General features: G+C 70.5%; 23 protein-coding genes. 14 read left to right on the top strand and 9 right to left on the bottom strand.

What is annotated here, in order from left to right; all coding sequences use genetic code 11:
- Positions 1 to 60 precede the first annotated feature (60 nt).
- The 4 genes from NFX31_RS05365 (at position 61) to NFX31_RS05380 (ending at position 4,006) form a co-directional block, all read left to right on the top strand.
- The gene (locus NFX31_RS05365) at positions 61 to 846 is read left to right on the top strand and encodes an isoprenyl transferase (RefSeq protein ID WP_045251391.1); all 786 of its coding nucleotides are present in this window, start codon (positions 61 to 63) and stop codon (positions 844 to 846) included.
- Between the two features lie 46 nt (positions 847 to 892).
- Complete coding sequence (locus tag NFX31_RS05370; RefSeq protein WP_045251392.1) at positions 893 to 2,008, top strand: aminotransferase class V-fold PLP-dependent enzyme; 1,116 nt, start codon at positions 893 to 895, stop codon at positions 2,006 to 2,008.
- Positions 2,009 to 2,221: 213 nt separating this feature from the next.
- Positions 2,222 to 3,565: a PhoH family protein gene (locus NFX31_RS05375; RefSeq protein WP_262957254.1), complete on the top strand. Its 1,344-nt coding sequence runs from the start codon at positions 2,222 to 2,224 to the stop codon at positions 3,563 to 3,565.
- Between the two features lie 27 nt (positions 3,566 to 3,592).
- Positions 3,593 to 4,006, top strand: a complete 414-nt coding sequence (locus NFX31_RS05380) for an ASCH domain-containing protein (RefSeq protein ID WP_262956941.1) — start codon at positions 3,593 to 3,595, stop codon at positions 4,004 to 4,006.
- 94 nt (positions 4,007 to 4,100) lie between these two features.
- On the opposite strand, the gene NFX31_RS05385 is transcribed toward NFX31_RS05380, so the two are convergent.
- From NFX31_RS05385 to xseA, 5 genes are all read right to left on the bottom strand, one after another.
- On the bottom strand, positions 4,101 to 5,459 hold the full coding sequence (locus NFX31_RS05385) for a class II fumarate hydratase (protein ID WP_420847445.1): 1,359 nt from the start codon (positions 5,457 to 5,459) through the stop codon (positions 4,101 to 4,103).
- Positions 5,460 to 5,539: 80 nt separating this feature from the next.
- Positions 5,540 to 6,190 carry a carbonic anhydrase gene (locus tag NFX31_RS05390; protein WP_045251394.1) on the bottom strand — a complete coding sequence of 217 codons (651 nt, stop codon included), beginning with the start codon at positions 6,188 to 6,190 and terminating at the stop codon, positions 5,540 to 5,542.
- Entirely contained in the window at positions 6,187 to 6,840 is a 654-nt protein-coding gene (locus tag NFX31_RS05395) for a DUF4245 family protein (RefSeq protein WP_045251395.1), read from the bottom strand. The genes NFX31_RS05390 and NFX31_RS05395 overlap by 4 nt, the downstream gene beginning before the upstream one ends.
- Entirely contained in the window at positions 6,837 to 7,094 is a 258-nt protein-coding gene (locus NFX31_RS05400; RefSeq protein WP_045251396.1) for an exodeoxyribonuclease VII small subunit, read from the bottom strand. Before NFX31_RS05400 ends, NFX31_RS05395 begins: the two co-directional genes overlap by 4 nt.
- Positions 7,095 to 7,109: 15 nt before the next feature.
- Positions 7,110 to 8,423: an exodeoxyribonuclease VII large subunit gene (xseA, locus tag NFX31_RS05405; RefSeq protein ID WP_262956942.1), complete on the bottom strand. Its 1,314-nt coding sequence runs from the start codon at positions 8,421 to 8,423 to the stop codon at positions 7,110 to 7,112.
- Positions 8,424 to 8,596: 173 nt separating this feature from the next.
- On the opposite strand from xseA, the gene NFX31_RS05410 reads away from it, so the two are divergent.
- Together NFX31_RS05410 and NFX31_RS05415 are read left to right on the top strand one after the other, a co-directional pair.
- On the top strand, positions 8,597 to 9,613 hold the full coding sequence (locus tag NFX31_RS05410) for a 4-hydroxy-3-methylbut-2-enyl diphosphate reductase (protein WP_248700481.1): 1,017 nt from the start codon (positions 8,597 to 8,599) through the stop codon (positions 9,611 to 9,613).
- Complete coding sequence (locus NFX31_RS05415; RefSeq protein WP_248700475.1) at positions 9,610 to 10,281, top strand: DUF6264 family protein; 672 nt, start codon at positions 9,610 to 9,612, stop codon at positions 10,279 to 10,281. Before NFX31_RS05410 ends, NFX31_RS05415 begins: the two co-directional genes overlap by 4 nt.
- 37 nt (positions 10,282 to 10,318) lie before the next feature.
- Here the strand turns inward: NFX31_RS05415 and NFX31_RS05420 are convergent, their stop codons facing one another.
- Positions 10,319 to 10,807 carry a DUF2231 domain-containing protein gene (locus tag NFX31_RS05420; RefSeq protein WP_091480722.1) on the bottom strand — a complete coding sequence of 163 codons (489 nt, stop codon included), beginning with the start codon at positions 10,805 to 10,807 and terminating at the stop codon, positions 10,319 to 10,321.
- A gap of 119 nt (positions 10,808 to 10,926) precedes the next feature.
- On the opposite strand from NFX31_RS05420, the gene NFX31_RS05425 reads away from it, so the two are divergent.
- The 3 genes from NFX31_RS05425 (at position 10,927) to NFX31_RS05435 (ending at position 12,680) form a co-directional block, all read left to right on the top strand.
- The gene (locus tag NFX31_RS05425) at positions 10,927 to 11,430 is read left to right on the top strand and encodes a sigma-70 family RNA polymerase sigma factor (RefSeq protein WP_045251399.1); all 504 of its coding nucleotides are present in this window, start codon (positions 10,927 to 10,929) and stop codon (positions 11,428 to 11,430) included.
- A complete protein-coding gene (locus NFX31_RS05430; RefSeq protein ID WP_262956943.1) occupies positions 11,427 to 12,101 on the top strand; it encodes a zf-HC2 domain-containing protein in 675 nt (224 codons plus the stop codon). The genes NFX31_RS05425 and NFX31_RS05430 overlap by 4 nt, the downstream gene beginning before the upstream one ends.
- Positions 12,102 to 12,170: 69 nt before the next feature.
- Complete coding sequence (locus NFX31_RS05435; protein WP_045251400.1) at positions 12,171 to 12,680, top strand: COG4315 family predicted lipoprotein; 510 nt, start codon at positions 12,171 to 12,173, stop codon at positions 12,678 to 12,680.
- Positions 12,681 to 12,745: 65 nt separating this feature from the next.
- Here the strand turns inward: NFX31_RS05435 and fbaA are convergent, their stop codons facing one another.
- Entirely contained in the window at positions 12,746 to 13,774 is a 1,029-nt protein-coding gene (fbaA, locus tag NFX31_RS05440; RefSeq protein ID WP_045251401.1) for a class II fructose-bisphosphate aldolase, read from the bottom strand.
- Between the two features lie 185 nt (positions 13,775 to 13,959).
- Between fbaA and glpX the strand changes: the two genes are divergently transcribed.
- Positions 13,960 to 14,952, top strand: coding sequence for a class II fructose-bisphosphatase (gene glpX, locus NFX31_RS05445; RefSeq protein WP_045251402.1), 993 nt, complete (start codon positions 13,960 to 13,962; stop codon positions 14,950 to 14,952).
- A 156-nt stretch (positions 14,953 to 15,108) separates the two neighbouring features.
- Complete coding sequence (locus tag NFX31_RS05450; protein ID WP_045251403.1) at positions 15,109 to 15,321, top strand: hypothetical protein; 213 nt, start codon at positions 15,109 to 15,111, stop codon at positions 15,319 to 15,321.
- On the opposite strand, the gene NFX31_RS05455 is transcribed toward NFX31_RS05450, so the two are convergent.
- Both NFX31_RS05455 and NFX31_RS05460 read right to left on the bottom strand, forming a co-directional pair.
- Complete coding sequence (locus NFX31_RS05455; protein ID WP_262956944.1) at positions 15,296 to 16,567, bottom strand: DNA recombination protein RmuC; 1,272 nt, start codon at positions 16,565 to 16,567, stop codon at positions 15,296 to 15,298. The two genes, NFX31_RS05450 and NFX31_RS05455, sit on opposite strands and share 26 nt — an antisense overlap.
- A gap of 53 nt (positions 16,568 to 16,620) precedes the next feature.
- The gene (locus NFX31_RS05460) at positions 16,621 to 17,223 is read right to left on the bottom strand and encodes a 3'-5' exonuclease (RefSeq protein ID WP_091480709.1); all 603 of its coding nucleotides are present in this window, start codon (positions 17,221 to 17,223) and stop codon (positions 16,621 to 16,623) included.
- 82 nt (positions 17,224 to 17,305) lie between these two features.
- Between NFX31_RS05460 and NFX31_RS05465 the strand changes: the two genes are divergently transcribed.
- The 3 genes from NFX31_RS05465 to NFX31_RS05475 are packed head-to-tail and all read left to right on the top strand — an operon-like array spanning position 17,306 to position 20,214.
- On the top strand, positions 17,306 to 18,046 hold the full coding sequence (locus NFX31_RS05465) for a class I SAM-dependent methyltransferase (protein ID WP_045251406.1): 741 nt from the start codon (positions 17,306 to 17,308) through the stop codon (positions 18,044 to 18,046).
- Between the two features lie 31 nt (positions 18,047 to 18,077).
- The gene (gene ychF, locus NFX31_RS05470; RefSeq protein ID WP_262956945.1) at positions 18,078 to 19,151 is read left to right on the top strand and encodes a redox-regulated ATPase YchF; all 1,074 of its coding nucleotides are present in this window, start codon (positions 18,078 to 18,080) and stop codon (positions 19,149 to 19,151) included.
- Between the two features lie 46 nt (positions 19,152 to 19,197).
- The gene (locus NFX31_RS05475; protein WP_262956946.1) at positions 19,198 to 20,214 is read left to right on the top strand and encodes a hypothetical protein; all 1,017 of its coding nucleotides are present in this window, start codon (positions 19,198 to 19,200) and stop codon (positions 20,212 to 20,214) included.
- The last annotated feature ends 16 nt before the right edge of the window (positions 20,215 to 20,230 follow it).

The raw sequence follows: 20,230 nt of genomic DNA on the forward strand, positions 1-20,230 counted from the left end.
CCGTGCACGAGATGGGAAGGCGCACATCGTGCGACGCCGTGCGCGCGGTAGCGTATTCACGTGAGCGCACGGTCCGATCAGCCCTTCAGCGGCGCCCTCTATCGGCTGTACACGCGACGGCTGCGGCGCCGGCTCGATCCGCAGACCGTGCCGCATCACATCGCGATGATGATCGACGGCAACCGCCGCTGGGCGCGGCAGCTCGGCTACGCGACCCCGGCGCACGGACATCGGGCCGGCGCCGCGAAGATGCGTGAGTTCCTCGGCTGGTGCGACGAGCTCGGCATCGGCGTCGTCTCGCTGTACCTGCTCTCCGCGGACAACCTGCGAAAGCGCGACTCCGCAGAGCTCGCCGACCTGATCGAGATCATCGGCGAACTCGCCGACGCCCTCTCCCACGAGGGCAACTGGCGCGTCAAGCACGTGGGACGCGCGGAGATCCTCCCGTCGGAGCTCGCCCGGGTGCTGGCCGACGCCGAGGAGCGCACGCGCAGCCACACGGGCCTGCACGTCAACCTCGCCGTGGGGTACGGCGGGCGCAACGAGATCGTCGACGCCGTGCGCTCGATCCTCGCCCAGCACGACGCCTCCGGCGGCACGATGGAGGACCTCGCCGCGCATCTGACGCCCGAGATGATCGGCGAGCACCTGTACACCGGCGGGCAGCCCGATCCCGACCTCGTGATCCGGACCAGCGGCGAGCAGCGGCTCAGCGACTTCCTGCTCTGGCAGAGCGCGCACAGCGAGTTCTATTTCGTGGAGGCGCTGGGCCCGGACCTGCGCCAGGTGGACTTCCTGCGGGCGATCCGGGACTACGCCGACCGCGACCGTCGCTTCGGACGCTGAGGACCGCCTGCGCGGAGCCGTCGTCGCACCGTGTCAGACTGGCGGGATGCGCGCCATCGACGAGTACGCGGCCACCTTCGGCGAGGATCCCGGCTACCTGAACTGGGCGGCGCTCGGGCCGATGTCCGCGGCGGCCGGAGCGGCCCTGCGCGACACCGCGGAGCTGCTCTCCACCGGTCGTGCGGAGGACGTCGCGGCCGCCTCGGAAGCGGGTGCCGCCGCCGCGCACGAGGTCGCGGGCCTGCTGGGCGCCCCGGCGGATGAGGTCACCCTGCATCCGTCGTCCACGCACGCCCTCCAGCAGGCGCTCGCCGGCCTGGAAGGCACGGTCGTCGCCTCCGCCGCCGAGTTCCCGAGCGTCACCATCACGCTGGAGCGCGCCGCGTCCGCGGCCCCAGGCCGCCTGGTGCCGCGCTGGATCGCGCCCGCCGACACGCGAGTGACGCCGGATGCGGTCGCGGCGGCGCTGGATCCCACGGTGACCGCCCTCGTCGTGAGCCACGTGGACTTCCGCTCGGGATATCGCGCCGACCTCGCCGCACTCCGCGACCTCCTCGGCCCCGACCGCCTCCTCATCGTCGACGCCGTGCAGTCGTTCGGCGTGGTGGACGAGGACTGGGCGGCGGCGGATGTCGTCGTCGGGCACGGCTACAAGTGGCTGCGCGCGGGCCGGGGAACGGGTTTCGCGCGTTTCACCCCGCAGGCGCGCGAGCGGATCCGACCGGTGCTGAGCGGTCGGATCGCGACGTCCGCGAAAGGCCTGCCCACCGACGCCCTCCCTGATCCGATCGCGTCCGCACAGGCGTACGCCGTCAGCGCGCCGGATCCCTTCGCCGCCGCACGGCTCGCCGCCGCGTCGGCGGAGATCCACGCCGCGGGAGTGCGCGACGTCGCAGCGCTGCTCGCAGCGCGCGTCGACGCGGTGCTCGCCGTGGCGGATCGGCGCGGGATCCCTGTCGTGTCGCCCCGCGAGGTCGAGCGGCGGGCCGGCATCGTCGTGCTCGGGGTCGCGGATCCGGAGCGCCTGGGCGCGGTGCTCGCCGCAGCGGGTGTCAGCGTCACGGTGCACGCCCGCGCCGTGCGGGTCGCGCCGCATGCCGGAACCACGGCGGACACGCTGGGGATGCTCGACGCCGTGCTCGCGGACGCCGCCAACCGTTAACACGGACTTAACCTTCAACCACGCGTGTCGAAGTGCGCGGACACGGCGGCAGGTCGTACCTTCGAGCCATCGGACACGGCGTCCGATCGAGTCGGCCTCAAGGATCGCGACTCGTGGCCCTGGTCGACTCGCCTAGCACCGGGAAGCTTCCCGGGTCGGGAGAGGGTTGTGGCCGCACGTACAGCACTGAAGAGCAGCACCCGCACCAGCGCCGTGAGCGCCGCCAGTGACACGGCAGGACATCCGGGAGGTGCAACGCCCGACCAGGATCTGAAGACGTACGTGCTCGACACGTCCGTGCTGCTGTCGGATCCGCAGGCGTTCTTCCGCTTCGCCGAGCACTCCATCGTCCTGCCGGTCGTCGTGATCGGCGAGCTGGAGGGCAAGCGCCACGACCCCGAGCTCGGGTACTTCGCCCGGCGCGCGCTGCGCCACCTCGACGAGCTGCGCGTCGAGCACGGTCGACTCGACTTCCCGGTGCCGATCGGCGACGGCGGCACGCTGCGCGTCGAGCTCAACAACACCGACCTGTCGGTGCTGCCGAGCGGCATCCGCCTCGGCGACAACGACAGTCGCATCCTCGCCGTGGCGATGCACCTCGCCGAAGACGGACAGGACGTCACGGTCGTCTCGAAGGACCTCCCGATGCGGGTCAAGGCGGCCTCGCTGGGCGTCAACGCGGAGGAGTACCTGGCCGAGCAGGCCGTCGACTCCGGCTGGACCGGGATCAGCTCGATCTCGCTGTCCGGCGATGAGATGAGCGACCTGTACGAGAGCGAGATCGGAACGAGCGAGGAGGCGATCGGCCTCCCGGTCAACACCGGCCTGATCATCCACTCCGAGCGGGGCTCCGCTCTCGGCCGCGTCACCGGCGACGGCGAGTACGCCCTCGTCCGCGGAGACCGGGAGGTGTTCGGCCTGCACGGACGCTCGGCCGAGCAGCGCATCGCGATCGATCTGCTCCTGGATCCCGAGGTCGGCATCGTCTCGCTCGGCGGACGCGCCGGCACCGGCAAGTCGGCGCTCGCGCTGTGCGCGGGGCTCGAGGCCGTGCTGGAGCGGCAGCAGCAGAAGAAGATCATCGTGTTCCGCCCGCTGTTCGCCGTCGGCGGCCAGGAGCTCGGCTACCTGCCCGGCGACAAGGACGAGAAGATGAGCCCGTGGGGTCAGGCGGTGTTCGACACCCTCGGCTCCGTCGTCTCCGGCAACGTCATGGACGAGGTCGTCGAACGGGGCATGCTCGAGGTGCTGCCGCTCACGCACATCCGCGGTCGCTCGCTGCACGACGCGTTCGTGATCGTCGATGAGGCCCAGTCGCTCGAACGCAACGTGCTGCTCACCGTGCTGAGCCGGATGGGGCAGAACTCGCGCGTCGTGCTCACCCACGACGTCGGCCAGCGCGACAACCTCCGCGTCGGTCGCCATGACGGCATCGCGAGCGTCATCGAGACGCTCAAGGGCCACGACCTGTTCGGGCACGTGACCCTGCAGCGCTCCGAGCGCTCCGCGATCGCCGCCCTCGTCACCGAGCTGCTGGAGGGCAGCGAACTCAGCTGAGATGGCGTCGCCGCATACGCTGAGAGGATGACTGAAGAGCTGCCGGTCTCCGAGTACGGCTTTCCCGGCCCGCTGCGAGACTCCCTGGTCGCGGCGATCATCGCGGGGGAGAAGACGTCGACAACGAGCCTGCTTCGCGACTACGAGCGCGAGGGCGAGCCTCTTCCCGAGGTCGGCGACCGTGCCGTCGTGATCGACTCCGCAGGAGATCCGGTCGGCATCGAGCAGATCAGCGAGGTGCGGATCGTCCGCGTCGGCGACGTCGACCTCGAGCATGCGCTCGCGGAAGGAGAGGGCTTCGCGTCCGTCGCCGAGTGGCGCGAAGGACACGAGGGCTTCTGGCACGGATCCGAGTACCACGATCACGCGGGGGATCCGTCCTTCCGCGTGACCGACGACACGCTCGCAGTGCTCGCGCGGTTCCGGTTCGAGCCGATCTAAGGGCACGCGGTGCCGCGCGACGCGAGTGCCGCACCGTACAGACGACGGATGCCGCGCCCCGGGAGGGACGCGGCATCCGTGCGCGGATCCGGGATCAGCCGGCGTGCGTCATCGAGAGGAGGTCGAGCTTGGCGTCGAGCTGCTCGAGGGTGAGCTCGCCGCGCTCCACGTAGCCGAGGTCGATCACGGCGTCGCGGACGGTGATGCCCTTGGCGACGGCGTGCTTGGCGATCTTCGCCGCCGCCTCGTAGCCGATGAGCTTGTTCAGCGGCGTGACGATCGACGGGCTCATGCCGGCGAACGCGGCGGCGCGCTCGAGGTTCGCCTGCAGGCCGTCGACGGTCTTGTCGGCGAGCACGCGCACGGCGTTGGAGAGCAGGCGGATCGACTCGAGCAGCGCCGTGCCCATGACCGGGATCGCCACGTTCAGCTCGAACGAGCCGGAGGCGCCGGCCCAGGCGACGGTCGCGTCGTTGCCGATCACGCGCGCGCACACCATCAGGACGGCCTCGGGGATGACGGGGTTGACCTTGCCCGGCATGATCGAGGAGCCCGGCTGCAGGTCGGGGATGTGCAGCTCGCCGAGGCCGGTGTTCGGGCCGGAGCCCATCCAGCGCAGGTCGTTGTTGATCTTGGTCAGGGAGACGGCGATCGTGCGCAGGGCGCCCGACGCCTCGACCAGCCCGTCGCGGTTCGCCTGAGCCTCGAAGTGGTCCTTGGCCTCGGTGATCGGCAGCTCGGTCTCGGCTGCGAGCAGCGCGATGACCTTCTGCGGGAAGCCGAGCGGCGTGTTGATGCCGGTGCCGACCGCGGTGCCGCCGAGGGGGACCTCCGCGACCCGGGGGAGCGCCGCCTGGACGCGCTCGATGCCGAGGCGGATCTGGCGGGCGTAGCCGCCGAACTCCTGGCCGAGGGTGACCGGCGTGGCGTCCATCAGGTGGGTGCGGCCGGACTTGACCGCGTCCTTCCACAGCTCCGCCTTGGCCTCGAGGGCGACGGCCAGGTGGTCCAGGGCGGGGATCAGCGTGTCGATGAGCGCCTGGGTGACGGCGATGTGCACCGAGGTGGGGAAGACGTCGTTCGACGACTGCGACGCGTTCACGTGGTCGTTCGGGTGCACGGTCGCGCCCAGGATGCGGGTCGCGAGGGTCGCGAGCACCTCGTTCATGTTCATGTTCGAGGAGGTGCCGGATCCGGTCTGGTAGGTGTCGACCGGGAACTCGCCGTCGTGCTTGCCCGCAGCGACCTCGTCGGCCGCCTGTGCGATCGCGTCGGCGATGGCGCCGTCGAGCGTGCCGAGCTCCTTGTTGGCGAGCGCCGCAGCCTTCTTGATCCGGGCGAGGGCCGCGATCTGCGTCGGCTCCAGACCCTTGCCGGAGATCGGGAAGTTCTCCACCGCGCGCTGGGTCTGCGCGCCGTAGAGCGCGTTCACGGGCACACGCACCTCGCCCATGGTGTCGTGCTCGATCCGGTACTGGTCGTTGTCGGTCACTGCTGTTCCTCCAGATGTGACGGTGTGATGAAGGGGGATGTTCAGGGGGCGACGGTGAGGCCCGCGGTGACGACGGGCACGGCCGTGCCCTCGTTCAGCCGGTAGTTCGCGCCGACGATGCCGAGGCGGCCCTCGGTCACGGCCTGGGAGATCAGCTCGGAGGACTGCAGCAGGTCCCGCACCGTGTTGCGCAGGTGCTCCTGGCCCACGAGCTCGGGGTCGATGTCGGCGACCGTGGATCCGCCCTGCTCGGCGAGCACCTTGCGCGCGGCCGGGACGATCGGGGCGACGAGCTTCCAGATGTGCGGGGGCAGGGGAGCGGCGTCGATCGCGGTGCCGTCGATCGCGGCGCGCACGGCGCCGCAGCTGTCATGGGCGAGCACGACGATGAGCGGGACGCCCAGCACGGCCACCGCGTACTCGAGGCTCGCGACGATCGACTCGCCGATGACCTGGCCCGCATTGCGCACCACGAAGAGGTCGCCGAGGCCCTTGTCGAAGATGATCTCGGCGGCCAGCCGCGAATCGGAGCAGCCGAACAGGGTGGCCATCGGAGCCTGTCCGTCGACGAGCTCGTGGCGCTTGCCCACGTCCTGGTTCGGGTGCGCGGGCGTGCCGGCGACGAAGCGCTGGTTCCCCTCGCTCATGAGCCGCCAGGCCTCGTCGGGGGTGAGGGTCGTGGTGTCGGTCATCGTCCGCCTTCGAGCTCGTCGATCTGGGGGCTGATCTTCGCGACCAGCTCCGCGGTTCCTGCCTTGCCGAGTGCGCCGTACACGAGGACGTAGTCCTTGCCGACCTGCGTGCCGAGCGCGTAGTTGATGTTCGCCGAGGCGTCGGGGCGCGCGATGACGTACTCGTCCCACGTCCGTCCGCCGATCTTCACGGTGTTCTTCGAGGTCGTGCCGCGCAGGGGCGTGAGCGCCCAGCTCGCGTCGGCGTCGAACGCCTGGGCGATGTGCGCGTAGCCACGGGCGTCGTCGGCCTGAGGGGCGACGGTGATGTCCCAGACGACGGGCTTGCCGTCGGTCAGCACGGCCTTGTTGACGCGCCAGTTGTTCGGCGGCGTCGGCAGCAGCACCGGGCGGTCCATGGCGCTCTGCGCGTTCTTGGCCGCAGCCGGAAGATCCACCTTGCTGGCGCCGGTGAAGTCGCCGCGGGGCACGATCAGCACGATGAGCAGCACGACGCCGACAGTGGCGATCAGGGCCGCGATGAGGCCGCGGAAGGTCTGACTGGACCGGTACGCGGCCGACGACGCGGCCTTGCGGTCGGCGGTCTCCTGCGCGGTCTCCGGGCGTCCCAGTTCGGCGACGACGGGCGGCTGTTTCGGCGCGCGGCTCATCGTCCGCCCTCCTCGGCGTTCGAGCGGGCGGCGTCGAGGCGGCGCTTGGCGCCGACGAGCCACTCCTCGCAGCGCGCGGCGAGGGCCTCGCCGCGCTCCCAGAGCGTGAGGGACTGCTCGAGCGTGGGCGCGCCCTGCTCGAGCTCGGCGACGACGCGCACCAGTTCGTCCCTGGCCTGCTCGAAGCTGAGCGAAGCCGGATCGGCGACGGTCGGCGCAGAGGTCCCTGCGGAGGCGGACGGCTCGTTCGACACAGTCACGCCTCCATCCTACCGGCGTGCATCAGCCCCGCCGGCCGAGCCGGAGGCGGCTTCGGCCGGCTCCTCGATCTCGCCCTCCGAGACGGCGCGCAGCGATCCGCGGTCCACCGTGACGGTGAGCACGGTCCCTGTCGGGGCGTCCGCGGCGTCGCGCACGATGCGGCCGTCGTCGCGGTGCGCGATCGCGTAGCCGCGCGCCAGGGTGGCGGCGGGGGAGAGTGCGCGCAGCGAGGCGCGCAGTTCCGCGGTGCGTCGAGAGGCGGTGTCGATCGTGCGGCCGAGGGTGTCGCGCGACCGCGCCGAGAGCAGCCAGACCTCCTGTGCACGGCGCTCGATGAGCGGATCCGGATCGCGCAGCACAGGGCGCGAGCGCAGCTGCTCGAGCTGTGCGATGTCGTGCGCGACGCGCTGCGAGACGCGGGTGGTGGCCCTGGCGCGCAGCTGGGCGACGAGGGCGCGCTGCTCGCCCAGGTCCGGCACCACGCGCTTGGCGGCGTCGGTGGGCGTGGAGGCGCGGAGGTCCGCCACATCGTCCAGCAGCGGGTGGTCGTTCTCGTGCCCGATCGCGCTGACCACGGGGGTCGTCGCCGCCGCGACCGCACGCACGAGACGCTCGTCGCTGAAGCCGAGCAGGGTCTGCGGGTCGCCGCCGCCGCGGGCGATGATGATCACATCGACATCCGGATCCGCGTCGAGGCGCTTGAGCGCGGCGAGCGTCTCCGGGACGCACCGGTCTCCCTGCACCGCCGCGTGGACGGTGCGGAACCGCACCTGCGGCCAGCGCAGCTCGGCGTTGCGGTGCACGTCCTTCTCGGCGTCGGAGTTCTCGCCGGTGATCAGGCCGATCAGGTGGGGGAGGAAGGGGAGCGGCTTCTTGCGCGCCGGATCGAACAGCCCCTCCTGGCGCAGCTGGGCGCGCAGCCGCTCCAGCCGCTCGAGCTGATCGCCGAGGCCGACGTGCTTCATGGCGGAGACGGCGAAGCTGAAATCGCCCGCCTTGACGAAGTAGTCGGCCTTGACGGCGGCGACGACGTGGTCGCCCACCGCGAGATCGGCCGGGATCCGCGCCCGCACGCTCGACCAGATCCGGATCGAGATCTGCGCGTCGGACCGCGTGTCCTTGAGCCGCGCGAAGACGTTGCCGGCGCGCAGGTTCCAGCTGGTGATCTCGCCCTCGACCCAGACGGTGCCCCACTGCGCCACGAAGTCGCGGATGGTGGCGTTCAGGCGTGCGATCGAGGTCGGCGCCTCCGCCGTGGAATCGCGCGGGGAGACGGCATCGGCCGGCGGAGTCTCGCCGGCGGCGGCGTGGAAGACGGTCATCGCATCCTGTCGATCGGGGCGCGTTCAGGATAACGCGGGCCCCGGACGCCGACGGCGGGCCCCGGGACGGCGCCGGTCCCGGCCCCTTGCCAGGAGGCGCCGATAGAATCGCGGGTGTGAGCTCTCCCGTCGCGCTGCCCCTGCCGCAGATCCCCCGCCGCCGCCCCGAAGGCGTGCGCGAGCCGCTTCAGGACCGCCCCGTGGACGGTGCCAAGCGCGTGCTGCTGGCCGCTCCCCGCGGCTACTGCGCCGGCGTCGACCGTGCCGTGGTCGCAGTGGAGAAGGCGCTGCAGCGCTACGGCGCACCCGTGTACGTGCGCAAGCAGATCGTGCACAACATCCACGTGGTCACCGAGCTCGAGGCGCAGGGGGCGATCTTCGTCGACGAGGTGGACGAGATCCCCGAGGGCTCCCACGTCGTCTTCAGCGCGCACGGCGTCTCGCCGATGGTCGTCTCGGCCGCGGAGGACCGCCACCTCCACGCGATCGACGCGACCTGCCCGCTCGTGACCAAGGTGCATCGCGAGGCCGTGCGCTTCGCCCGCGACGACTTCGAGATCCTGCTCATCGGCCACGACGGCCATGAGGAGGTCGAGGGCACGGCCGGCGAGGCTCCCGACCACGTCACCGTCGTGAACTCCCCGGAGGAGGCCGACACGGTCGAGGTGCGCGACCCCAGCAAGGTCGTGTGGCTGTCGCAGACCACCCTTTCGGTGGACGAGACCATGGAGACGGTGAACCGGCTGCGCACGAGGTTCCCCGAGCTGCAGGATCCGCCGTCCGACGACATCTGCTACGCCACGCAGAACCGGCAGGTGGCGATCAAGAAGGTGGCCCGCGACGCGGATCTCGTGATCGTGGTCGGATCCGCGAACTCCTCCAACAGCGTGCGCCTCGTCGAGGTGGCCCGCGAGTACGGCGCGAAGGCCGCCTATCGCGTCGACTACGCCGACGAGGTGCGGCAGGAGTGGCTGGACGGCGTCACGACGGTGGGCGTGACCAGCGGCGCCTCGGTGCCCGAGGTGCTCGTGCAGGAGGTGCTCGAAGCCCTCGCCGAGGCGGGGTACGGCGACGTCGAGGAGGTGCGCACCGCCGAGGAGGACCTGATGTTCTCGCTCCCGAAGGAGCTGCGCCAGGACGTGTCGGGCCAGCGCGACGAGCGCGCCCTCGGAGGACGGACCTCACGATGACGGAACCCTCGTCCGCCGCTGATTCATCGCGTCCTCGTCCGCCCGTTGCTGAATCATCGCGTCCTCGTCCGCCCGTTGCTGAATCATCGCGTCCTCGTCCGCCCGTTGCTGAATCATCGCGTCCTCGTCCGCGATACGGCGAGTACGCGTCCCCAGAGGAGCAGAGCAGGCGGGCCGGACGACCGCTGACGCCCGCGGTCGCGCCTGCGACCACGCCCGTCGCGCCGGCCGGCGTCGCTCCCGCCGCCGAGCCCACGGCCGAGCCGGGCGTCGTCGTCGAGGGCGCGCGTCCGCCGCGCCCCGTGGACCGGGTGGCGGCCCTGGCGCTGCTCGCGTACGGGCTGTGGAACGTGATGACCTCGATCGGCCAGTTCCTCAACCCGGCGACGCTCATGGACATGATGCTGCAGGCCGTCGGGATCTCGGGCAGCTTCTCGAACTACGACCAGGCGAAGACCTGGGGCATCGTCGCGTGCGTCGCGCTCATCGTGGGCTGGCTCGCGACGGCCGCGTGGACGGTCCTGAGGCTGCGTCGCGGCCGGCTCGCCTGGTGGGTGCCGGTGCTCGGCGGTGCCGTGTTCGTCACGCTGGCGACGATCTGCATGATGGTGCCCTTCTTCTCCGACCCCGCCGTGGTGTCGTTCCTGAACGGGCAGCTGAAGAAGTAGCCGTCGAGCCCGACGAGCCGCCGTGCCCGGGGCCGCTTCAGGCGATCCCTCCCCAGACCGCGCGGGCGCCCGCCTCTCCGGTCAGCACGACCACGACGGTCACGCCGAGCGCGCAGGCCACCGCGACGACCGCGATCGAGATCGAGACCGCGGCCGCGACGGACGGACGCCGGATCCGGGTCGTGATGCGCTCGCGCAACTGGACGGCGGCGGCGGCGAGCAGCAGTGCGATGCTCCAGGGGATCAGCATCAGGCCGAGAGCCTCGTGCCGCTGGATGGCGGGCGTGGATCCGACCCTCGCAGCCAGGTCGAGGCCGGCGAGCACCGTCACCGGCACCAGGATCGCGACGAGCGCCGCGGCGATCGGCGGCGCCAGGCCCAGACGGCGTCGCGCCGCGGGCCAGAGCGCCGTCAGAGCCACGGCGAGCGCCGTCAGCGGGGTGAGGATCACGGTGGCGTGCACCAGCAGAGGATGCAGGGGGAGGCCGAACAGCACGAACGAGCCGGACGCGGGCAAGGCGGTCATACTGGGAGAACGACGCGCAGGCGCACCGGGTTCACCGGTTTCCCCCGCCCGCGCGGATCCGATCCGTCCGCGATGAACCATTCGGCCCCGGATCTCGTTTCCCCGGTGAGGAGGCGACGATGGAGGATGAGGACGAGCGGCTGACCGCGCTCTACGACGTGCACGCCGGCCCGATCCGTCGTTACGTCGTGCGACTCACCGGCAGCGCCTCCTCGGCGGACGACGTGGTGCAGGAGACGCTGCTGCGGGCCTGGCGCACGCCGCGCATCCTGGAGCAGGAGGCCGCGACGACCCGCGCCTGGATGTTCACCGTGGCGCGGAACCTCGTGATCGACGAGGCCCGCAGTGCGCGCAGACGTCACGAGCACCCTGTCGCCGAGGTGCCGGAGCGCGCCACGGGCGACACGACGGATCGTCTGTTCGACGCGATCCTCATCGAGGACGCGCTCGCCGACCTCAGCGCCGAGCATCGCGCCGTGATCGTCGCCGGCTACTACGGCGGCCGCAGCGTCGACGAGATCGCTCAGGAGCTGGCGATCCCCGCCGGAACGGTGAAGTCGCGGATGCACTATGGACTGCGGGCCCTGCGGCTCGCGCTGCAGGAGAGAGGGGTGATCCGGTGAGCGTCGATCCGGACCCGTTCGCGACGTGGGACGCCGCCTATGCGATGGGCGCGCTGTCCACGGCGGACCGCGCCCGCTACGAGGCGCATCTGGCGGAGTGCCCCGAGTGCCGCGCCGCCCTGGCCGAGCTCGTGCCCGCGGTGAGCCTGCTCTCGCGCGTGCGTGCCGAGGACGCGGAGCGCATCGGCACGGGTGACGCCGACCCGGTCGCGCCGAAGCTGCTCTCGATCGCGCGCGCACGGCGTCGGCGCCGTCGCCGCGCGATCTGGGCCGGCGTCGGCATCGCCGCCGCCCTCGCGATCGCGGTGCCCGTCACGGTCGTCGCGCTGACGCCGCGACCTGCCGTGTCGGTGGCGCTGGACGCGGCGGCGTCCGTGCCGGTGAGCGGGACGGTCTCCCTGACGCCTGTCGCCTGGGGCACCAGGATCGACATGGCGTGCCTGTACGACGCCGGCGCTCCCGATGCCGGCTGGACCTACGTCCTCACCGTGGTGGGCAAGGACGGCACGACGACGGATCTGTCGACGTGGAAGGCCGAGCCGGGCCGCACCACGACGCTGTCCGCGGGAACGGCCGCCGCGCTCGCCGACATCCGCACGGTGCAGATCCGCACGGCGGCCGGAGACGTCGTGCTGAGCCACGACATCCGCGGCGGCTCCGCGTCGGGATGAACCGCGACGCGCTCGCCCTCGTTCTTCCAGTGAGCGCACCGCACGGAGCGCGGTCGAAAGGATGAGGACATGCGCAGAACCTGGGCGATCGGAGCCCTAGCACTGGGATTGCTGCTGGCCGGATGCAGCTCGCCGGCGACCACCGGATCCTCGGCGCCGCCGGCATCGAGCGATGGGTACGGAGCGGGCGGAGGGTACGGCGCGGGGACGAGCAGCACCGCCGCGAGCACAGGCCTGAAGCTCGCCAAGACGTCGCTCGGCGAGGTCGTCGTGACCTCGACCGGCATGACGGCCTACGTGTTCGACAAGGACACCAAGGGCACGCAGAAGAGCGCGTGCACCGGAGCGTGCGCCGGGCTGTGGCCGGCGATCCTCGCCACCGGCGACACCCCTCAAGGAGAGGGCATCAGCGGCGCGCTCGGCACGATCCCGACGCCCGACGGCAAGAAGCAGATCACGCTCGACGGCTGGCCCCTGTACACCTACTCCGGCGACACCGCCGCGGGCGACGTCCACGGACAGGGCCTGCAGGGCATCTGGTGGGTCGTGAACGCGTCGGGCGCGAAGGTCGGCGGCTGACCCGGTACGACAGGAGCGCCGCCGGGACGGATCCCGACGGCGCTCCTGAATGCTGCGGACCGAGGTCAGCTCTGGGACTGGCCGTAGGAGCCGAGCTGGCGCGTGGACTCGACGACGCGCTGAGCCATCGCCGTCTCGGCGACCTTGCCCCAGGCGCGCGGGTCGTAGAGCTTCTTGTTGCCGACCTCGCCGTCGACCTTGAGGACGCCGTCGTAGTTGCTGAACATGTAGCCGGCGATCGCACGGGTGAAGGCGTACTGGGTGTCGGTGTCGATGTTCATCTTCACGACGCCGTTCGCGACCGCGAGCGCGATCTCGGCGTCCGTGGAGCCGGATCCGCCGTGGAAGACCAGGTCGAGGGGCTTCGGGCCGGTGCCGTACTTGGCCGCGACCTGCTGCTGGATCTCGCCGAGGAGCTCCGGGCGCAGCTTCACTCCGCCCGGCTTGTAGACGCCGTGCACGTTGCCGAACGTGAGGGCGGCGATGTAGCGGCCCTGGTCGCCGAGGCCGAGCGCCTGCACGGCCTGATCGACATCCGCGAACGTCGTGTAGAGGGCCTCGTTCGACCCCTCGTGCGCGACGCCGTCCTCCTCGCCGCCGACCACGCCGATCTCGACCTCGAGGATGGCGTTGATGTTCTTCATGCGGGGGAGGAGATCCTTCGCGATCTCGATGTTCTCCGCGAGCGGCACGGCCGAGCCGTCCCACATGTGCGACTGGAAGATGGGGTTGCGTCCGGCGCGGACCTCCTCCTCGCTGGCGGCGATGAGGGGCTCGACGAAGCCGGCGAGGGCGTCCTTCGGGCAGTGGTCGGTGTGGAGCGCAACCGTGACGGGGTAGGACTTGGCGACCTCGGTGGCGAACTTCGCGAACGCGAGCGCGCCGGTGGCGCGCGCCTTGACGGTCTGCCCGGCGAAGTAGTCGGCGCCGCCCGTGGTGACCTGGATGATGCCGTCGGAGCCGGCCTCGGTCAGACCCTGCAGCACGGCGTGGATCGTCTGGGAGCTGGAGACGTTGAACGCGGGGTAGGCGAACCCGCCCGCCTTCGCGCGGTCGAGCATCTCGGCGTACTGCTCCGGGGTGGCAACGGGCATGGCATCTCCTGTGCTGGATGACGGGGGTCAGTGGCCACTCTAGCGCCGCAGGATCGGCGATTCAGAGCGCGTGACGACGGGCCGAGGGCCGCGGATCTTCGGCTCCGTAAAGAAGGTGAGATCTTTCGAGTTCTGAGGGCGGAAAACTGCGGATCCATAATCGTCCGGCCCCTACGCTGAGTGCCATGGTGAGCCTCGCAGCCAATCTCAGCCCCCTCAGCCCCGACCGCAACCTCGCACTCGAGCTCGTCCGTGCGACGGAGGCGGCGGCGATCCGCGCCGTTCCGTTCATCGGACGGGGGGCGAAGGAGGCGGCGGACGGCGCCGCGGTCGACGCGATGCGCGCCTTCCTCGGCACGGTCGACTTCGACGGCCGCGTGGTGATCGGCGAGGGCGAGAAGGACAACGCCCCGATGCTCTTCAACGGAGAGCACGTCGGCAGCGGATCGGGCACCGGGCCCCTGTGCGACATCGCGGTCGACCCGATCGACGGCACGTCTCTCACCGCCGCCGGACGGCAGAACGCCCTGTCTGTGATCGCGGTCTCCGACCGCGGAACGATGCTCGATGCATCGAGCGTCTTCTACATGGACAAGCTCGTCACGGGCCCGGCCGGCGTCGGCGTCGTCGACATCCGCCTTCCCGTCGCGGAGAACATCAAGCGGCTGGCAGGCGCGCTCGGCAAGCCGGTCGAGGAGATCGTCGTGTCGGTGCTGAACCGGCCCCGTCACGAGCAGCTCATCCAGGAGATCCGAGATGCCGGCGCCGGCACGCGCCTGATGAGCGACGGCGACGTCGCCGGCGGCATCAACGCCGCGCGGCACGGCGCGCGCACCGACATGTGCATCGGCGTCGGCGGCAGCCCGGAGGGCATCGTCACCGCGTGCGCGATCAAGGCGCTCGGCGGGCACATCCAGGGCCGGCTGTGGCCGCGCGACGATGACGAGCGCCAGCGCGGCATCGACGCCGGCCTCGACATGGACAAGGTCTACGAGGCCGATGACCTGGTGAGTGGCAACAACACGATCTTCGTCGCCACGGGAGTGACCGACGGCCAGCTCGTCGCCGGCGTGCGTCGCGAGGGGGACTACCTGTACACGGAGAGCGTCGTGCTGCGCAGCGCGTCCGGCACCCTGCGCCGGATCGCGTCGGAGCACCTCGTCTCGAAGTGGCTCTGAGCGGTCGTCGACTCCCGGTCCTTGAGGTCGCGCCTCGATAACGACCTGATCGCATTCCCTCGGTTCGCCTGCCCACCTGGCACAATGGTGGAGGCGCCTTCGGCGTGCACGGCGCATTCTGCGCGACGCAGGATGCGGATCAGGAAGGTGACGAGGATGGCTGCGGAGAACATCTACCGCCAGGAGACGATCACCGACACCGGTACGGTGAAGATCGTCGAGATGGACGCGTCCCGCCGCACCGACGTGCTGTTCCGCGTCCGGCGCGAAGAGGGCCACGAGATCAGCGCCTGGTGGATGATCGGCGCCTTCGTGCTGTTCTCCGGCGTGGTGGTCTTCCTGCTCAGCGGGGTTCCGGGGAGCGCCTGACCTCCTCGCGCTCGCCGTCCTCGGTGGTCAGCCGCTCGCGCAGCTCGCCCAGATCCGCCTGGATGCCGCTCGCTGCATCGCCCGAGGCTGACGTCAGCTCCTCGGCGGTGAACCGCCGTGTCGAGCCCGTCACGGGTGACGGCGCCGAGAGCGCATCGGCGTCGACGCCGGGGAACCGGCGTGCCGTCACCAGCACGCGCCCCTCCAGGGAGCCGGCGAAGCGGTTGTAGCTCTCGACGGTGCGCTCGAGGGCGCGACGCAGATCCTCGGCATGTCCGGCGAGCACTCCGAGGCGGTCGTACAGCTGGGTGCCCAGCTCGAGCAGGACCGCGGCCTCGGCCGACAGCTCCTGCTGCTTCCACGTGTAGGCGACGGTCTTCAGCACCGCCCAGAGGTTCACGGGAGTGGCGAGCGCCACGCGCTTGCCGAACGCGTAGTCGAGCAGCGCCGGATCCTCGTCGAGGGCGGCCGACAGCAGTGACTCGGTGGGCAGGAAGCAGATCACGAACTCCGGGCTGACGTCGAGTCCCGACCAGTACGCCTTCTTCGCGAGCGCGTCGATGTGCGCGCGCACCGCTTTGACGTGCTGCTGCATGAGGCTGCGGCGCTGCGGGTCATCGACGCCGAGCGTGCCCGCCGCGAGGAACGCGTCCAGGGGCGCCTTCGCATCTACCGCGATCGATGCTCCGCCGGCGAGGCGGATGACCATGTCGGGGCGGCCCTGACCGGCGTCGGAGCGGATGGTCGCCTGCAGGTCGAAGTCGACGTGCCGGGTGAGCCCCGCCGCCTCGACCACGCGCCGCAGCTGTGTCTCGCCCCACACTCCGCGCGCCGATGTGGAGCGCAGCGCGCCGGCCAGCGACTCGGTGGTCGAGCGCAGCGCCTCCCCGCTCTCCTCGGTGCGGCGCAGCTGTTCGCTGAGCTGGCCGAACTGCGCGTGACGCTCCCGCTCGAGCACCGTCACCGTCTGCTGCATGCGGTGCAGGCTCTCCCGCACGGGGGCGAGGGCGGTGAGCACCGCGTTCTCCTGGCGGGCGCGTTCGGCGGCGTCGTGCTGCTGCAGGCGTGCGTGCTCGACCGCGTCGCGGTAGAGATCGTGCTGGCGGTCGCGCTCCTCGCGCACCACCGAGAGCTCCGCGTCGGCGCGGGCGAGGTCGGCGGCGCCGCGGCTGCGACCCAGGAACCAGCCGACGGCGAGGCCGGCGGCCGCGGCGACAGCGGCGATGAGCAGTGCGAGCGCGTCCATGCGTCCATGATGGGCGGGGCCTCCGACATCGCCGGAGGACGCGCCGTCGTGCCTCAGGCCGCGGCGCGCACCTTCGCCGGGGCAGCGGGTGCGAGCGGATCGCCGAGGCGCACGCCGATCGTCTCGGCCAGCTGCTGGATCGTGTCGGATCCCGTGCGTCGCGCCGCGTCGATCACGATCTGCGCGCAGGCGCGGGCGTCGGCGAGCGCGTCGTGGTGCGGGAACGCACCGAACCCTGCGGCCTCGGCGGCGACGGGCAGTCGGTAGGAGTCGAGGTCGTAGACCTTGCGCGCCACGGCGAGGCTGCACAGTGAGCGGTACGGCGGGCAGTCGTCGTCGGTGGCCTCGCAGGCGCGACGGATGACGTTCAGGTCGAACCCGGCGTTGTGCGCGACGAGCACATCGGCACCGGCGAAGGCGCACAGCCGGTCGAGCTGCTCACTCCAGCCGGGTGCATCCAGGACCTGGTGCGCCTGGATGCCGTGGATCCGCACGTTCCACTCCTGGAACTCGTCGTGGCCGTGCGGCGGGCGGATCAGCCAGCCCGTCTGCGCGACGACGACGCTGTCGCGCACCCGCACCAGGCCCACCGAGCACGCGGAGGCAGGGGAGGAGTTCGCCGTCTCGAAGTCGATCGCGGTGAAGTCCAGGGCCACGCATCCACCCTCCGTCGAGAGAGCGCGGAGGGCGCTCAGGCGCGCCGCGGGAGCCCGGATCGCCGGGCGTAGTCTCGGAGGCATGGTGGAACGCGCGACGAGCTTCGGATCCGAGACGGGCAGCTACGAGAAGGGGCGCCCCGAGTACCCCGCGGAGGCGGTGCAGTGGCTCCTCGAGCCGCTGCCGGCCGGCGACAGGGCGGTCGTCGACATCGGCGCGGGGACGGGCAAGCTCACCCGCGCGGTGCTTGCGCTCGGATCCGCCACCGTGACCGCGGTCGACCCGGATCCGCAGATGCTCGATGCGCTGCGCGGGAAGACGCCCGGCGTCGAGACCGTGACCGGCACGGCCGAGGAGCTCCCCTTGGACGATGCGATCGCCGACGCCGCAGTGCTCGGTCAGGCGTGGCACTGGGTGGAGCCGGTCGCGGCTTCCGCCGAGATCGGCCGCGTGCTGCGGCCGGGCGGCGTGCTCGGTCTGATCTGGAACGTGCGCGACGACCGCACCGGATGGGTGCGCCGGCTGACGGCGATCATGCACGGGAGCCCCGCGGAGGAGATGATCGCCTCGAACGCGGTGCGCGTCGCATCGCCGTTCGGGCCGCTCGAGGAGAAGCGCTGGGAGTGGACGCGCACCATGACGCGCGCCGAGCTGCACGCGATGGCCCGCTCCCGCAGCTACCTCATCACGGCGCCCGAGGAGGAGAAGGACCGCGTGGCTCGCGGGATGGACGCGCTGTTCGACGAGCTGGGCCTCGCCGAGGGCGGAACGCTGGAGATGCCGTACGTGACCGCCGCATACCGCGCGGTCCGCGGATCCTGAGCGGGCGCGCGCCCCGGTAGACTCGTACCCCGTGGCTCTCACCATCGGAATCGTCGGACTGCCCAACGTCGGCAAGTCCACCCTCTTCAACGCCCTCACCAAGAACGACGTGCTCGCGGCGAACTACCCGTTCGCGACGATCGAGCCGAACGTCGGCGTGGTGAACCTGCCGGACGCGCGCCTGAACGCGCTCGCCGAGATCTTCGGCAGCGAGCGGATCCTGCCCGCGACGGTGTCGTTCGTCGACATCGCCGGCATCGTGCGCGGCGCGAGCGAGGGGGAGGGGCTGGGCAACCAGTTCCTCGCGAACATCCGCGAGGCCGACGCGATCGCGCAGGTCGTGCGCGGGTTCGCGGACGACGACGTGGTGCACGTCGAGGGCGCGATCGACCCGAAGAACGACCTGGAGACCATCAACGCCGAGCTCATGCTGGCCGACCTGCAGACGCTGGAGAAGGCGATCGTGCGCATCGAGAAGGAGGTGCGCGGTCGCAAGACCGACGCCTCGGTGCTCGACGCCGCGAAGGCGGCGAAGGACGCGCTCGAGCGCGGTCAGCTGCTCTCGACGAGCGGCATCGACCTCGCGCCGATCAAGGAGCTCGGTCTGCTGACCTCCAAGCCCGTGATCTTCGTCTTCAACGTCGACGAGGCCGTGCTGACCGACGACGCGCGCAAGGCGGAGCTCGCCGCCCTCGTCGCCCCGGCCCAGGCGATCTTCCTCGACGCGAAGATCGAGTCGGAGCTCATCGACCTGGATCCGGAGGACGCGGCGGAGCTGCTCGCCTCCACCGGTCAGGACGAGTCGGGTCTCGACCAGCTGGCCCGCATCGGCTTCGACACCCTCGGCCTGCAGACCTACCTCACGGCCGGCCCGAAGGAAGCCCGCGCCTGGACGATCCACAAGGGCGACAAGGCCCCGCAGGCCGCCGGCGTGATCCACACCGACTTCGAGAAGGGCTTCATCAAGGCCGAGGTCATCTCGTTCGACGACCTGGTCGCGTCCGGATCCGTCGTCGAGGCCCGCGCCAAAGGCAAGGCCCGCCTCGAGGGCAAGGACTACGTGATGCAGGACGGCGACGTCGTGGAGTTCCGCTTCAACGTCTAGTATGAGCGTCTGATCTGGAATTTCGTTAGTCGATCTGGGAGACGAGATGGCAGACGTTACGTTTCTTACTCAGGCTGAACCCGTCGATGAGTACGGACGCGCGTTGTACGCGGTTTCGCGTTCCGTACTTCGCGCACACTTCGACGAGTTGACGCAGAACGATCTTGAGGATCTCAACTGCGATCGACAGGACGTGACCTTTCGGCAACTCGCGAAGGTGGTTCGGCTCCACCGAGACAAAGGCGCCCGTGGTGACGGCTTCGAGTGGGCGGTACACGAGGCGATCATGGGCGGTGAGCCGCGGGTAACCGATTTGGTGATGCAGGTCCTCCTGAAGACAAGTCCCAAGTCATTCAAGAGCACCTCAGTGCCAACATCGTTGATGTTTGGGCACGAGCGTGCTCGTCACCTCGGCTTCACAGAGGCCGTTGTAAACAACGCGAGCGGGGACGCGGTTTTGCTTCCAGATGGACAGGGGCGACCATTTGCTTTCGGTTCCTGGGTGCCGATCGCGGCGAAAGGCGTGCATGCAGAACCGATCCTGGGCGACCGAATCAAACAGGTATGGAAAACTGACCTGTTCCTCGGCGGAGAGGACAAGGACAAATTCGCCGCCGCCACGATCAAGAGCAACTGGCACCAGTTGGAGGACGGCCGCGGGCTCCGAGTAGCAATCGTTCCTCAAGCTCGCGACCTTCGGCCCGGATATCAGCGCTGGAAGTCGTTGCATCTGGTCGCTCTACCTGACCCCGATGGGTTTATGGGCCTCTTCAACGACGCTTACGAGGCTGTGGCTGAGGCGATTCTGACGGTTGGAAAGCATGATCGGGGCCACTACTACTACAAGCCGAGCGCGAAGGCGCAAAAGGTTCAGGCCCAGTTGGAGAAGTTCGAGCGCGTAAAGGTGACTGAGATATTGGACGCCCTCAACGAAGCCGCTCAGCAGAATCTAATCGCCGTCGACAGAAGGCTCCTGTCGGTGGAAGCCCCAACGTGGCTCACGATCAACGAGACGCGAGTGCCAGTGATCGCCCCCCGGCCCTCCTTTGAGAAGCTCGATTGACCGAGCCTAGGACGAT

This window comes from Microbacterium azadirachtae (assembly GCF_025583665.1).
Classification (GTDB): Bacteria; Actinomycetota; Actinomycetes; order Actinomycetales; family Microbacteriaceae; genus Microbacterium; species Microbacterium azadirachtae.